15 protein-coding genes are annotated in these 13,935 nt (G+C 35.8%); 10 read left to right on the forward strand and 5 right to left on the reverse strand.

Annotated elements, in window-relative coordinates:
- On the forward strand, positions 1-393 hold the full coding sequence (locus C8N46_RS10315) for a DUF4258 domain-containing protein (protein ID WP_108114812.1): 393 nt from the start codon (positions 1-3) through the stop codon (positions 391-393).
- Positions 394-450: 57 nt separating this feature from the next.
- Here the strand turns inward: C8N46_RS10315 and C8N46_RS10320 are convergent, their stop codons facing one another.
- Positions 451-1,617 (reverse strand): proline dehydrogenase family protein, encoded by a 1,167-nt coding sequence (locus tag C8N46_RS10320; RefSeq protein ID WP_108114813.1) that lies wholly within the window; start codon positions 1,615-1,617, stop codon positions 451-453.
- Positions 1,618-1,714: 97 nt separating this feature from the next.
- Between C8N46_RS10320 and aroB the strand changes: the two genes are divergently transcribed.
- Together aroB and C8N46_RS10330 are read left to right on the forward strand one after the other, a co-directional pair.
- Positions 1,715-2,782: a 3-dehydroquinate synthase gene (gene aroB, locus C8N46_RS10325; RefSeq protein ID WP_108114814.1), complete on the forward strand. Its 1,068-nt coding sequence runs from the start codon at positions 1,715-1,717 to the stop codon at positions 2,780-2,782.
- Between the two features lie 126 nt (positions 2,783-2,908).
- Positions 2,909-3,187 (forward strand): hypothetical protein, encoded by a 279-nt coding sequence (locus C8N46_RS10330; protein WP_108114815.1) that lies wholly within the window; start codon positions 2,909-2,911, stop codon positions 3,185-3,187.
- Between the two features lie 2 nt (positions 3,188-3,189).
- Here the strand turns inward: C8N46_RS10330 and C8N46_RS10335 are convergent, their stop codons facing one another.
- The 4 genes from C8N46_RS10335 to C8N46_RS10350 all read right to left on the reverse strand — a co-directional run bounded on the left by C8N46_RS10335 (position 3,190) and on the right by C8N46_RS10350 (position 8,460).
- Complete coding sequence (locus C8N46_RS10335) at positions 3,190-3,702, reverse strand: DinB family protein (protein WP_108114816.1); 513 nt, start codon at positions 3,700-3,702, stop codon at positions 3,190-3,192.
- Between the two features lie 280 nt (positions 3,703-3,982).
- Positions 3,983-6,571: a phosphoenolpyruvate carboxylase gene (locus tag C8N46_RS10340; protein ID WP_108114977.1), complete on the reverse strand. Its 2,589-nt coding sequence runs from the start codon at positions 6,569-6,571 to the stop codon at positions 3,983-3,985.
- A gap of 182 nt (positions 6,572-6,753) precedes the next feature.
- Positions 6,754-7,233, reverse strand: coding sequence for an Lrp/AsnC family transcriptional regulator (locus C8N46_RS10345; RefSeq protein WP_108114817.1), 480 nt, complete (start codon positions 7,231-7,233; stop codon positions 6,754-6,756).
- Between the two features lie 87 nt (positions 7,234-7,320).
- Complete coding sequence (locus tag C8N46_RS10350; protein WP_108114818.1) at positions 7,321-8,460, reverse strand: M14 family metallopeptidase; 1,140 nt, start codon at positions 8,458-8,460, stop codon at positions 7,321-7,323.
- A gap of 308 nt (positions 8,461-8,768) precedes the next feature.
- Here C8N46_RS10350 and C8N46_RS10355 point away from each other — a divergent pair, with 308 nt between their 5' ends.
- The 7 genes from C8N46_RS10355 (at position 8,769) to C8N46_RS10385 (ending at position 13,932) form a co-directional block, all read left to right on the forward strand.
- Positions 8,769-9,191 (forward strand): helix-turn-helix domain-containing protein, encoded by a 423-nt coding sequence (locus C8N46_RS10355; RefSeq protein ID WP_108114819.1) that lies wholly within the window; start codon positions 8,769-8,771, stop codon positions 9,189-9,191.
- Positions 9,192-9,330: 139 nt separating this feature from the next.
- The gene (locus C8N46_RS10360; RefSeq protein ID WP_108114820.1) at positions 9,331-9,708 is read left to right on the forward strand and encodes a hypothetical protein; all 378 of its coding nucleotides are present in this window, start codon (positions 9,331-9,333) and stop codon (positions 9,706-9,708) included.
- Between the two features lie 2 nt (positions 9,709-9,710).
- Positions 9,711-10,499 carry a TerC family protein gene (locus C8N46_RS10365; RefSeq protein ID WP_108114821.1) on the forward strand — a complete coding sequence of 263 codons (789 nt, stop codon included), beginning with the start codon at positions 9,711-9,713 and terminating at the stop codon, positions 10,497-10,499.
- Positions 10,500-10,713: 214 nt separating this feature from the next.
- Positions 10,714-11,211, forward strand: coding sequence for a DoxX family protein (locus tag C8N46_RS10370; protein ID WP_108114978.1), 498 nt, complete (start codon positions 10,714-10,716; stop codon positions 11,209-11,211).
- Positions 11,212-11,260: 49 nt separating this feature from the next.
- The gene (locus C8N46_RS10375) at positions 11,261-11,647 is read left to right on the forward strand and encodes a CBM20 domain-containing protein (RefSeq protein WP_108114822.1); all 387 of its coding nucleotides are present in this window, start codon (positions 11,261-11,263) and stop codon (positions 11,645-11,647) included.
- A 24-nt stretch (positions 11,648-11,671) separates the two neighbouring features.
- Positions 11,672-12,562: a GIN domain-containing protein gene (locus C8N46_RS10380; protein ID WP_108114823.1), complete on the forward strand. Its 891-nt coding sequence runs from the start codon at positions 11,672-11,674 to the stop codon at positions 12,560-12,562.
- Between the two features lie 188 nt (positions 12,563-12,750).
- A complete protein-coding gene (locus C8N46_RS10385) occupies positions 12,751-13,932 on the forward strand; it encodes a cytochrome-c peroxidase (RefSeq protein ID WP_108114824.1) in 1,182 nt (393 codons plus the stop codon).
- Positions 13,933-13,935: the final 3 nt, after the last annotated feature.

Consider the following 13,935-nt stretch of genomic DNA (forward strand, 5'->3'; position numbering starts at 1 on the left):
ATGAATTCTAGTCTTTTAAGACGTTTTGGCTTTTATTTTGCAGGATTAGCCATTGGCTTGGTATTATTTGCTTTTTTTGTAAAGGGTCGTGGTGTGAGATGTGAATTTGCTTATTTACCAAACGCACGTACGCTAAAAAACATTCGAATCAAAGAACGTCGTTTTTCACCTGAAATTCGTCAGTTGATGGATAATAACGAAATCGATTCTACCGAAATTTCAAATATTCTAAGAGATGGTGATGTTGATTTTTCGCGTAGCAAAGCCAAAGTAGATGCAGATACTTGTAAAGTGTATATTATTGAAGGAACACTTCGCAATAAAAATATTGAATTAACGGTTCACAATTGCGACAGTACTGCATTGATGAAAACGATTAAAATTATCGATTAAATCATTATTAATCTATTACTTAGCTACATTTCCATAGATATCTTCCTCAACACTTATTTATATTTTTCTTCTTTTACGTTCTTGTTTTAAAAGGCTTAACTCACGAGAGGTTTGTCCCGCAACCGAAGTATTTTCTTCTGCGCGTCTTATCAAATATGGCATAACGTCTCTTACAGGACCAAAAGGCAAATATTTTGCTACATTATATCCATATTTTGCCAAATTAAAACTGATATGGTCGCTCATTCCGTATAATTGACCAAACCAAACACGCGGATCATTATTCGTGATTCCTTTGCTTTTCATGAGTTCGATAAGCTTGTAAGAACTTTCCTCATTATGCGTTCCCGCGAAAACTGCCATACAATCCAAATTATCAAGCATATATTCCACCGCGGTATCAAAATTTACATCAGTAGCTTCTTTAGAAACACAAATTGGCGACTTGTATCCTTCGTCTTTCGCTCGCTTATTTTCTTTTTCCATATAGGCTCCACGCACCAATTTCATTCCAATGTGAAATCCTTGCGCTTTGGCGTCCATGTGAAGCTGCTTTAAATAATCCATACGATCCCAGCGATACATTTGTAGCGTATTGTACACAATAGCTTTTTCTTTGTTATACTTTCGCATCATATCAGCCACAATATCATCTGCAGCATCTTGCATCCAGCTTTCTTCACCGTCAATTAACAGCGCTACATCCATTTCATGCGCTTTTTGACATAAAATATCAAAACGATTTAGCACACGCTCCCACTCTGTTTCTTCTTCTTCTGTTAGCGCTTCCTTATTTCCTATTTTTTCATATAAATCAATTCTTCCAAAAGCTGTCGGTTTGAAAACAGCAAATGGAATGGCTTCTTTTTCTTGAACGAAATGCAAAATATTTAAGATTTTACCCAATGTGGCATCAAATTGCTCTTCTTCTTCTTTTCCTTCTACAGAATAATCTAATACACTACACACGCCCTTTTCAAACATTTTATCAACAACAGGCAAGCATTCTTCTTCCGTAGTTCCACCACAAAAATGATCAAACACAGTAGCTCTTATAAGGCTTTCTACTGGCAAATGCGCTTTAATTGCAAAATTGGTAACAGCAGTTCCGATACGAACTAAAGGTTGACTTGAAATTAATTTGAATAGAAAGTATGCTCTATCAAGTTGAGAATCTGTTTTTAACGCAAACGCATTCTCAGTGTTATCAAAAATAGGATTCATTTATAAATAATTGCTTTCACAAATATAGTTATTGAATTATTATTTTTTTGTTTAAAAAAGGCTTTATTTTGCTGTAAATACTACTTTTTAACAGATTATGAATTCTATTCAAGCCGCGAATTATTTCGTTCATTTTAATGCAAATTGTTACACAGAACTTCAACAGCATCTCGCTGAAAATAATTATTCTAAAATTTTTATTTTGGTGGATGAACACACGCACGAATTCTGTTTGCCGTATTTTATGAGCAATTTGCAAACGGAGATTCCTGTAGAAGTAATTGAAATTTTGGCAGGAGAAATTCATAAGAACATTGAAACTTGCGTTGGCGTTTGGAATGTACTTTCTGAATTGGATGGCGACCGAAAAAGTCTGATGATTAATGTTGGCGGCGGCGTGGTTACGGATTTGGGCGGATTTGTCGCTTCTACGTTTAAACGTGGGATTTCGTACATCAATGTTCCAACTTCGTTATTATCTATGGTAGATGCTTCTGTGGGCGGAAAAACGGGTGTGGATTTAGGAACATTGAAAAATCAAATTGGCGTGATTAATACACCTGAAATGGTGCTGATTGATACCTCATTTTTAAACACCTTACCAGCAAACGAAATGCGCAGTGGTTTGGCAGAAATGTTGAAACACGGACTTATTTACGATGAAAACTACTGGAAAAAAATGATTGACCTCGCTAGTTTTACCATCGAAGATTTGGATAACTTGATTTATGATTCTGTTATTATTAAAAATACCGTCGTAACGGAAGACCCGAAAGAGTTAGGTTTGCGTAAAATTTTAAATTACGGACACACGCTCGGACATGCGATTGAATCGTATTTGTTAACTCACGAAAGCAAAGAAGCATTGTTGCACGGAGAAGCTATTGCGATTGGAATGGTGCTTGAATCGTACATTTCTTACCAACAAGAAGACTTTCCCAAAGAAAAATTAGCCGAAATCAAACGTGTAATTCTTGATATGTATGGAAAAGTTACCTTTGAAGACTCTGATTACGAATCTATTATGGATTTGATGAAGTACGACAAGAAAAACTCGCATGGAAACATCAATTTCGTGTTACTAAATGACATAGGAGCGCCCGTGTTGGACAAAACAGTTCCGAACGAAACGATTGTCGCTGCTTTTCAGTATTATAATTCTTAACATAAAAAATACAGCTAACTAACAGTATTTTTTTCCTTTTCATAAAAAATAATCGTATTTTTAAGAATAGCTTAAATTCTCCCTATTTTACCTAGACCGTAGTATTAATTCTTAAAAGATTATTCTATGAGAAAAGCAATTATTGACTACAAAAAGGTAACACCTGAATTATTTCAGTTGTTGCAAGAGCGATATCCTGGAGGCTATTCTGACAAGGATATCATTAAGTTTGACGATCATCGAAACAACACCATTGAAGCTGTAGAAATACGCACTGATGATACTATTTATTTAGTAAAAGTCAGCAGCAAACTACATTACACAATGGTAAATGTAGACGCAGATGATTTTGAAGAAATTGCACCTGACGAAACTTTTATAAATGATTTTTCGGAAGAAGAATAAACTTATAAATATCGCTCGTTAATGACATTTATATGATGTTTTTCGTGTCCTGCGGTCAAATAAACCAACGCACGAACGGATATTTCATGTCCACTCGCTACTCCTATTCTTTCCAGCATTTCTGCAGTAAAACTCTTAAATAACATAATCGTTGCTTGTCTGATAGCACTGTACTCTTGAAACATATCCATACTATTGCGCTCGTTGGCACCAGAATATGGTACATACTCATTTTGTTCAAAGCCAGGCAAGTTGGTTTTGTCATTTCGAGCAATGCGCAATGCTCGATTACAAAAAATTCGCTCCGTATCCATGATGTGTTGCAACACTTCTTTAATAGTCCATTTTCCTTCTGCATACGCACTTTGCAATTGTTCTTCCGTCAGTGATGTCATGAGTTCGGTAACATCTTCCGCGCCGTCTGAAAGCGCTGCTAGAATATCTTCTCCTTTAAATTGCTGAATGTAGGCATCAAAATACGAATGGTATTCGTTGGTTTCTGGAAATGGAATCATGTGGATTTGAGATTTACGATTGTAGATTTGAGATTTACGATTGTAGATTTTTGATTTACGATTTTTGATTTACGATTTTTGATTTACGATTTTTGATTTACGATTTTTTTGAATATTGAAGATACTATTTTATTTAGATTTTCTAATTGTTCTCAGAACTTGACTAATACCTAATACCTAACACCTAACACCTAATGCCAAGAGCGAAGCGTCACCAACATTCCAAAAGCAAAGCGTATCTAACAGCGCCAGCGCATCCAAAAGCGAAGCGTTTCTAACATCAAGCCGAATTACGACTCGCATTGATATTTCCAAACAGCGAACGTGTTACCATTTTTTCATAGACTTCCAACTCCTTTTCATCTGTATTTTCATCTTTTTGCAATTCGTGAATCTTGCGTAACGCATATTGTTGAATGGTAAGTAACGGCAACACAATCTTTTCGCGGGCGTGAATTGAAGCTTTTCCTGCTTGTTCGTTTTCCATCAAAGTTTTGTAACCTGTTAATTGTAAGAGCATTCGCTTGGTGCGATTGAATTCTTCAAAAATTAATGACCAAAATTCACCAAACTCCTCATTATCTTTCATGTACGCGGTTAACTTAAAGAAAGACTTCGTTAAACTCATCATGCTATTGGCTAACAATGTTCGGAAGAAAGACGAGTTTTTATAGAGTTGTTCCACCGCTTCAAACTGTCCGTTTTTTTCCATGTGTTCCAACGCGGTTCCTACACCGTAAAACCCTGGAACGTTTTGTTTGAGCTGACTCCAACTTCCCACAAAAGGAATCGCACGTAAGTCTGAAAAATTGAATTCTTTTGACTGTGAACGTTTTGACGGACGACTTCCAATATTCGTCTTTGCATAGTATTTCAACGTACTCATTCGCTCCAAATAGGTTAAGAATCGTGGATGTTTTTTAAAAGCTACATAGGTATCATAACTTACGGAAGCGAGTGTTTCCATCGTTTTTTTATCTGCTTCTGAAAATTCAGGCTTAGCTCCTGAAAATATTTCGTTTGAGATGCCTGAGCTCAACAATTGCTCTAAGTTGTATTGACACGAATCGAGCGTTCCAAAATTAGAGCTAATGGTTTGCCCTTGAATCGTCAATTGGATTTCTTCGTCTTCAATCGTATTTCCTAACGACGCATAAAACTGATGTGTTTTTCCGCCTCCACGTGCAGGCGGTCCGCCTCTACCATCAAAAAAGATGACTTTGATGCCAAATTCACGCGAAATTGCGGTGAGTTCTTCTTTTGCTTTAAAAATACTCCAATTCGCCATCAAATACCCACCGTCTTTGGTTCCGTCAGAGAAGCCTAGCATGATGTATTGTTTGTTTCCTCTTCGTTTTAAATGCGCCGCATAGGCTTCATTCGTGTACAAGGTTCGCATCACAGCTTGTGCTGCTTGTAAGTCAGGAACGGTTTCGAATAGTGGTGAAACATCTACATTTAGTGCTTTCCAATCGCACAAACGCAACATCGTAAACGCTTCCATCACGTGCAATGCGGATTGATTGTTACTGATGATATATCGATTGGCACCACGTTCACCGTTTCGTTCTTGAATGGTTTTCATCGCGTAAATGGACGAAATGGTTGCATTGGTGATTTCATTATCGAAATAATCTGCTTCCACAGATGCATCAATATGTGTCAATACTTTTATTTTTTCAGCTTCAGAAGCATTCGCGTAATCTATTGAAAATAAGGCTTCTCCTCTATTTTTCATGGTGTCCACAATGTTTTCAAACACTCCTTGATGCACTCTCGAATCTTGACGAATGTCCAACATCGCAAAATGATAGCCAAAAAGTTTCACTTTATTGATTACATCATCCAATTCTGTCACAAAAAGCGATTGATGGTCAGAAACCACCACATTTCTTATCGATTTTAGTTCTGCTTCAAATTCAGCCAAAGACAGCATTCCATCTTCTTTTTGATAGAACACATTGTTGTACAACATGTGCTCCAAACGCTCTAAACGCTGCTCTACACCTTTAAACGTGAGTCGACGCTTTAGTTTTCGAATATCTCTGTAATAGTTGATTAAAATTGTATTTCGCAGTCTATCCGCCACTTTCAAGGTAATTTCCGTAGTCACAAACGGATTTCCATCACGATCGCCTCCAGGCCAAAAACCTAAATCAATTACTTGATTTTCAACTTCTTCATCGTCAAATATATTTTTTTGAATGTAATCGTATATTTTGCTCGCAGAATGGTAGAATACATTTTGTAAATACCAAATTAAACTCACGGCTTCATCGTACGGCGTTGGCTTTTTCTTTTTGAAAAATGGCGTCTTTCCAAGTTGAGCCAATAGTTTTTTGATGGTTAATAAGTCATCTTTTTTAATGGCTTCTGACAAATCTGTAATGATTCCCAAAACTTGTCCCGGATAAAACTGCGTTGGATGTGCCGTCAGCACAGGTCGCACTTTAAAGCGCTTTAAATGTTCTTTTAAGTCGTCGATTTTATCTTTTTCCTCTGCTTCTTCCTTTAAATTTCGAAGTGTTCCGCGTCCGTCCATATTATTTACAATAGGAAAAGCAGCATCTTCAACCGCATCAAACAATACGACTTGACGCTCAATGTATTGAATGAAACGAAAGAGTAAATTATTCTTTTCAGCACGTGTTTTGTTGTGATTGACATAACGCTCAAAGAACTTTTCAACGATTTGTGTTGGGTTTTTATCCAGTTCATATCCTTCTGCGCATACATCGCTAAATAAAGGCAATAATGCTCCAGTATTGCTAATGCCGTCAAAAGGCAATGTCATGAAAATACTGTTGTAGATTTGATATTTAGCAGAAACATTTTCTTGAAAACGTTCTAATTTGGGCTTGCGAGACATATATTTTGAAGTTTTGTATTGATTTTTTGAATAATTGAATTCATCATAAAAATACGATTTTTTCAGCTGAACATCGCTTACAAATTGTAACCGATTTGTGATATTACAGCGGATTTCCAAACGAAAAAACCCTTACACGAGCAGCGCAAGGGTTTTATACGTATTATTTTTTCGTGTTTTTCTTATAACTCGTTAAAAATTGAGTGCATTAATCGGTTTTTGTCGTTAATGCTTTCTTCCAATGAAATCATTGTTTCTGTGCGAGATACGCCGTCAATATCATCAATCATAAAGATGATGTCTTTGGCATGTTTCGTGTTTTTGGCACGTACTTTACAGAAAATATTGAATTTTCCTGTGGTAATGTGTGCTACAGTAATGTATGGAATGGAATGTATTCTTTCTAACACAAACTTTGTTTGTGAGGTCTTTTCTAAGAAAATACCCACGTAAGCAATGAAAGAATATCCTAATTTTTGATAGTCTAACGTTAACGAAGACCCCTTAATAATGCCCGCTTCTTCTAATTTTTTTACACGAACGTGAACCGTTCCTGCAGAGATTAATAATTTTTTTGCGATGTCTGTAAATGGAATTCTAGTATTCTCAATCAGCATGTCTAATATCTGATGATCCACCTCATCTAACCTAAATTTTGCCATGATTATCTTATATTATTTTTTAAAGATAATGCAAAAAAACCAAAAAAAATCGAATAATAATGCATAAAATACTGTGAGATATGTTAACTAATTGTCAATTTTATTGAATTTTCTTAAATATTCGATAACCTGATCTTCCAGCGAAAACGATTGAAATATATACTTCTGAGCGATTGTGTCCTGAAAATCAATTATTTTGTGTGCAAATGATTTTTTTAAGATTTTTTTATCCTCTATATACGGTTCAAAGTGAATTTTTCCATTTTTAAGTACTTCTTTGTACATAATTCCTAAATCGAGTACTTCATTTTGCTCCGTTTGAACATTTTTTAAAATGATATCGTAATGCTGTTTTTTATTTTCAGGAATTTGAAAATAAGCATCTGTATACGCGCCTGTGATTTCGGTGGATGAAATGTATTGAATCGCCTCTATAAGTGCATAAAAAATCAATTCTCGTGTCTTTTCGCGTTGGTAATCGCCTGGAAAATGTCCCGCTTCAAACAATACTGTAGGAATTCCGAGTGATTGAAAGGTGTCGCCAACACAATTCAAATTAAAACCGTCATCATAGCGTCCTACGTGATTTGGAATGAGTTTTTGCAGCATTTCGTTCATTCTAACGATGATTTCCATGCTTTTTTGACGATTCGGCGTTACAGAGCGTTGTTCGTCTTCAGAAGGCGTTAAAAAGGATACTATTGCCGATTTATCATGGTTTCCCGCACTGAAAATAGTACGCTGACCGTGTAAATTGAAACAATAATCCGGTTGAAACTCATCAAAAACAGCCTTTAAAACTACACTTTCAGGCTGTGAAAGCGCTTGTGCGTCACGATTTAGGTCAATTTCATTTGCGTTGACACGTGTATATGCCTGCGCACCATCAGGATTTAACATCGGAATGACACATAAGGTGCAATTTGCCAAAATTGCTCTAGAAGCTTCTGAATCGTCATTTAAAAAGTGTAGTAAATCAAAAACAGCTTTCGTCGTTGTTGATTCGTTTCCGTGCATTTGTGACCACATTAATATTTTTTTTTCGCCATTTCCAATCGTTAGGGAATGAATAGGACGGTGTAAAACAGATGTTCCAATTTGCTGCACGTTGTTGTGTGAAGGCAATTTTTGAAGCAAGGGAAAAATTGCATCAAGTGTAATATAGCGACCGTGCAATTGTGTTTCAAAATGTGAGCGATACCAATTCGCCAATGGATGTGTATGCATACGTAAGTTTTGATAAGCGTTACAAATGTAAACATTGTATATTTTACAATTGTAAACAATAAGTTAATCCACTTTTGTTTATTATTGTAAACATGACAATTCCTTATGTGTGTTTAAAAAGTATTCATCTATATATATTTGTAACATACAATTATAAAAATAAAACAAATATCTTAATTTCAATTAATTAAGATAGTTTACCTAAAGTATTTATTAGCCTTATTTCATTGTTTACCATTGTAATCTTGTACAATTCAAACTTTATATTTACATTTGTAAACATCATTATTTCAAAACTACTGTTTACAATGATAAACACTGACAATTTTACCAAAAGACTCAAGAAAGTCATCGATTATTACGACTTATCAGCCTCTGCATTTGCGGATCAGTTAGGTGTTCAGCGCTCTAGTATTTCACATATTTTATCGGGAAGAAACAAACCGAGTTTGGAATTTGTCATGAAGATTTTAAGTAATTTTCCTGAGGTCGAATTGTACTGGTTGTTGAATGGAAAAGGAAATTTTCCAGCGACAGACGAAAACAAAATCGCAGCAACTTCTACCACAATTCCCAAACCCAAAACAAAAGAAACGTCCGTACAACAATCGCTGCCTCTTGAAGAAAAAATTACATCCGCTATTCCATCACAAACAATATCTTCAGAAAAAACGATTGATAAAATTGTCATTTTTTACACCGACGGAACTTTTGAAGCGTATCAGAAGTGATTTTTGCTCTTGTTCTTTGTTATTTGTTATTCGTTTTTTTATGAAATAATGTTTTACATCAAGCAACCAGCAACCAAAATAAAAACAACCCACAACTATTTTACCTAACTTTGTACAACGCATACAAAAAAACATTCTAGTGAAAAATTACATTTTTAGTATTTGTATTTTGATAGTATTCAGTTCTTGTTATCAAGCAGAACTTAATTGCAACGATTTTAAAACAGGAACTTTTGAATTTACCTATGAAATTGATGGTGTTACGAAAACTGGGAAATCGGTTCGTACAGATACGCTGAGTATTGATTATTACGACAATAAAATTGATACGTTTACCATTCGCTGGGTAAATGAGTGCGAATTTATTGGTCAAAAGTTGCGTCCGTTGAATTATCCTGATAGCAAACCGATTCAGATGAAAATTCTCTCTACTACGGAGAATTCGTATTTGTTAGAATATAATTTACTAGAAGATCCATCTACAAAAAAACGCGGAACCGTGATAAAACTTAACTAATTATGTTCGAATTATTTTCAAATCCAGATGTTTGGGCAGCCATTGTAACACTGACATTACTAGAAATTGTATTGGGAATTGACAATATTATCTTTATTTCGATTGCCGCAGGAAAATTGCCAGACCAATTACGCAAACGCGCTACCAATATCGGATTGGTGCTTGCCATGGCAATGCGAATTCTATTATTATTTGGAATTTCGTTGTTAGTCGCGATGAAAGCGCCATTTTGGATTATTAATAAATCATGGATTTCAGGCGGAATTAGTTGGCAAGCGGTGATTTTATTTTTGGGGGGAATTTTTCTCTTATATAAAAGTACCAAAGAGATTCACGAAAAAGTCGTCGACCGTGAACATGACGAACGCGAAGTGAAAAGACAACGCGCTACTACCCTTTCAAAAGCCATTTTACAAATTACAATGATTAACATTGTGTTTTCTTTTGATTCTATTTTAACCGCGATTGGAATGACCAACGGAATTTCTTCCAATCCAACTGACGCGTTGATTGTCATGATTATTGCTGTGGTGGCTTCTGTCATAATTATGATGCTGTTTGCAAATCCTGTAGGAACTTTTGTGACTAAAAATCCATCCATACAAATTTTAGGGTTGTCATTTTTAATTTTGATAGGATTCATGCTGATTGCAGAAGCAGCGCATATTTCACATTTAAAAATATTCGGACAAACTGTAGGTGCCATTCCAAAAGGTTATTTATACTTCGCCATTGCGTTTTCATTAATGGTAGAATTCTTGAATTTACGAGCAGTACGGAAGAGTTCTTGATTTTTTTGTTTTGAGCGTAGCTATAAATAATAAAAATCTAAAATCTAGTAGCAAAGCGGTCTAAATTCTAACAGCGAAGCGAATCTAAGCGCAAAGCGCGTCTAAAAACCACGTCTCAAATCGTACAATAAGCCTTCTTCACACGTTTTAAGTCGTGCAGCGGCGATTGATGTTGCAAATTTGTATTCACAAAACGAAACAAATTGTACACATCATGAAAACGCTCAAAAAGTATTTCCTAAAAATTACAACACCCACTACGCAAAAAGATTGGATTGCCGATTTTATTTTTGCAAGTATCCGAATTATTGCAGGTGTGATTCTCGCACTAGACTTTGGTGCTAGTAAATTCGGAATGCCTTGGACAGAAGAAGGTCAACACCTCAACTTATTTGAAGTTTCTGCGTGGTTTCCAGAAGATGTTGCCACGTATGGTGGAATTTTCGCTGCATTCCCAATATTCTTTGCTTGGATGGGCGCATTTAGTGAAGCCGTTGGTGGATTGTTACTCGCTATCGGATTTCAAACACGAATCGCTTCTTTCCTAATTATGTGTACCATGTTGGTTGCCATCTTTATGCAGAAATGGGGACAAGGAACGTGGGCAATGCTTCCTGCCATGAGTTTCTTGTGGATTGCGATTTACAACCTCTATTTCGGTTCTGGTCGTTTTGGAATTGATTATCTCATCAATAAAAAAGCAAACGCATAAATCATCATCCTTCAATCTTTAAATCTTTCAATTATTTAATCATAAAAAAATGAAACAATTCACCATCATATTTGTAACGCTTGTACTATTCACTACCGTAAGTTGCGTACAAGAAACTCATCAAAAAAATATCACTTTTAAAGTGGATATGAATGCTGTCGAAAATGTTCAAAACGTGGGTATTAAAGGAAACTTCACCAATCCTTCATGGCAAAAAATGATTCCGCTAACGGACGAAAATAACGATGGAATTTACGAAGTAACCATTCGCAGAAAAACTGCTTCAAATACGGTTGAATTCAAATTTGTAAATCAAAATGAACAGTATGAGCTGAGAAATCAACCGAATCGCTCACTACAGTTGGAATACAAACCAGAAACAATTAGTTATGAAACGGCTTTTGATGTACAAGAAGCTACCATCACCAAAAAATAAATCAACAAACTAAAATATATACAAATGAAAAAGATACTAATCACCTTACTCCTATTAGGAAACTTCACTTTTGCACAAATACACGGAAATAAAAACATCATCACGCGTACGTTTGCACTTGAAAATGTGGAACGAATCAACATTAATTTTTATGCAAAAGTCACAATTGACCTTTCTGCCAAAGAAGGCATGACGATTACAACAGATGAAAATGTGATGAACCGTATCGGGAAAGAAGTCGTAAATAACACATTGCATTTGGACCAAAAAGAATGGATTGAACCATCACAAGCCACTATTACGATTGGAGCGCCAAATCTTCGTCATGTACAAACGGGAACACACGATGTCACTAAAATTATCAATATTGATAACGATTACATGCAACTTACGGCGCCAGTCGGGACGATTATTTTGGAAGGAAAAACCAACGAATTCCGTTTGGGCGTTGAACTTGCCAATGTAGATGCTTCTAAATTATTGACTTACAATGCTTTTGTTAATATTTGGAGTTGGGGAAATGCCAAAGTCAATGTCACAAATACACTAAATGCAGAAGTGAAAGATGGCGGAAAACTGGTGTATGTAAATGCTCCAAAAAAGATTCAAAAGAAAACACGAAATAACGGGCAAATTGTAAGTGCAGAAACATCAAAAACTGTTAAAAATCCAGAAGCTGAGTGGATTCATTTCAACATAAAAAACAACAATTCCAATAGAAATAACTTTTTTGTTGTCGGTCCAAAAAAAGACGGTTCAAAATTTGGGTATGGCTTTCCCATGATGCCAAATGCCACAAGAAAAGAAAACTGGACTGTTGGCACTAAAGTGTATAAAGTCAATCGTTTAGGTTTTCGAAAACTACTCGTTACTATTACCAAAGAAGATGAAAATACGACGGTGAATTTGTTTTAAAATCACTGTCAAAATACGCGAGAGATTGTGCTGTGAAAGAAATTTTATCACACAATCTCTTACTTTTTTTATATTAAGATTAAACCATTCTTTCTGTTTTCAGTCTAAAAAAATAACACACATGAAAACCCTAACCATTTTGCCTATTGCCGCAATACTACTTTTTAACTTCAAAACACCTATGCCTTATGAGAAAGTACGTATTTCTATTTTCAATTTTACTTTGTGCCTGCGCTTCTGACGAAGAAGTATATACGGAAATCCCTGATGAAACTGTTGAAACACCGATTATTCCTGACGACAATATTGTAAATGGAATTGACATGTCGGATTATTTTTCAATTAATTTTAGCGATTTACCAAATTACAGCAGTCCCGACTATCCAATTCACTACATTAATACCGTTGGAAACAACAACGAACCTACTGATAATCAAGCAACAGATACAGGCGCTATTTTAGGGCGAATTTTATTTTTCGATAAACAATTAAGCATCAACAATGCAGTTTCGTGTGCAAGTTGTCACCAACAGGGAATTGCTTTTACAGACAACAATCAATTTAGTACTGGATTTGATGGCGTAAGCGTAACAGGCGCACATTCCATGCGATTGCTGAATGCGCGTTTTTATGAAGGCGAATCGTTTTTTTGGGACAAGCGCGCACCAACACTGGAAGCACAAACTACCGAACCTATCATCAACAGCGTAGAAATGGGCTTTGATGACAGCAATGGCGGATTGGACGCATTGATTGCGAAGATGAACACGATTGATTATTATCCAGCATTATTTGAATTGGCGTTTGGTGACGGAACTATTACGGTAAATCGCATTCAACGTGCGTTGGCGCAATATATTCGTTGCATGGTTTCTACTGATAGTAGATTTGACCAAGCATTTGCGCAAGTGTACAATCCGAATGCGCCTGGAAATGGTGTTGGACAAAATTTTCCAAGCTTTACCGCAGAAGAAAACTTAGGAAAACAACTATTTACTACAAATGCAGGGAATATCAATTGTGCGGCGTGTCATGAATTGCCAAGTTTTTCATTAGCTGCCAATTCAAGAAGTAATGGTTTGGATGCTGGAGAAACGATTATTTTTAAATCACCATCGCTAAAAAATATCGCAACTTCTGCACAATTCATGCACGATGGAAGCTTGACAAGTTTAGAAGAAGTTGTTGAGTTTTACAATTCAGGAATCCAAGATGGTCCTGCGTTAGACAATCGTTTGCGCGATCAAAATGGTCCAAGACGTATGAATTTAACACAAGCTGAAAAAGATGCCTTGGTTGCCTTTTTACGAACGTTGACAGACGAAACCGTGGTGAGTGACTCCAAATTTTCGAATCCATTTATCAACTAAATT

It is taken from the genome of Kordia periserrulae (genome assembly GCF_003054265.1).
In the GTDB taxonomy this organism is placed as follows: domain Bacteria; phylum Bacteroidota; class Bacteroidia; order Flavobacteriales; family Flavobacteriaceae; genus Kordia; species Kordia periserrulae.

What these genes read in the sequence shown, in the direction of transcription:
- C8N46_RS10340 (WP_108114977.1), bottom strand. Translation starts at nt 6,571, where the DNA reads ATGTCTCGCAAGCCCAAATTAGAACGTTTTCAAGAAAATGTTTCTGCT.
- C8N46_RS10355 (WP_108114819.1), top strand. Translation starts at nt 8,769, where the DNA reads ATGATAAACACTGACAATTTTACCAAAAGACTCAAGAAAGTCATCGAT.
- C8N46_RS10365 (WP_108114821.1), top strand. Translation starts at nt 9,711, where the DNA reads ATGTTCGAATTATTTTCAAATCCAGATGTTTGGGCAGCCATTGTAACA.
- C8N46_RS10320 (WP_108114813.1), bottom strand. Translation starts at nt 1,617, where the DNA reads ATGAATCCTATTTTTGATAACACTGAGAATGCGTTTGCGTTAAAAACA.
- C8N46_RS10345 (WP_108114817.1), bottom strand. Translation starts at nt 7,233, where the DNA reads ATGGCAAAATTTAGGTTAGATGAGGTGGATCATCAGATATTAGACATG.
- C8N46_RS10385 (WP_108114824.1), top strand. Translation starts at nt 12,751, where the DNA reads ATGAGAAAGTACGTATTTCTATTTTCAATTTTACTTTGTGCCTGCGCT.
- C8N46_RS10330 (WP_108114815.1), top strand. Translation starts at nt 2,909, where the DNA reads ATGAGAAAAGCAATTATTGACTACAAAAAGGTAACACCTGAATTATTT.
- C8N46_RS10315 (WP_108114812.1), top strand. Translation starts at nt 1, where the DNA reads ATGAATTCTAGTCTTTTAAGACGTTTTGGCTTTTATTTTGCAGGATTA.
- C8N46_RS10350 (WP_108114818.1), bottom strand. Translation starts at nt 8,460, where the DNA reads ATGCATACACATCCATTGGCGAATTGGTATCGCTCACATTTTGAAACA.
- aroB (WP_108114814.1), top strand. Translation starts at nt 1,715, where the DNA reads ATGAATTCTATTCAAGCCGCGAATTATTTCGTTCATTTTAATGCAAAT.
- C8N46_RS10370 (WP_108114978.1), top strand. Translation starts at nt 10,714, where the DNA reads ATGAAAACGCTCAAAAAGTATTTCCTAAAAATTACAACACCCACTACG.
- C8N46_RS10335 (WP_108114816.1), bottom strand. Translation starts at nt 3,702, where the DNA reads ATGATTCCATTTCCAGAAACCAACGAATACCATTCGTATTTTGATGCC.
- C8N46_RS10380 (WP_108114823.1), top strand. Translation starts at nt 11,672, where the DNA reads ATGAAAAAGATACTAATCACCTTACTCCTATTAGGAAACTTCACTTTT.
- C8N46_RS10375 (WP_108114822.1), top strand. Translation starts at nt 11,261, where the DNA reads ATGAAACAATTCACCATCATATTTGTAACGCTTGTACTATTCACTACC.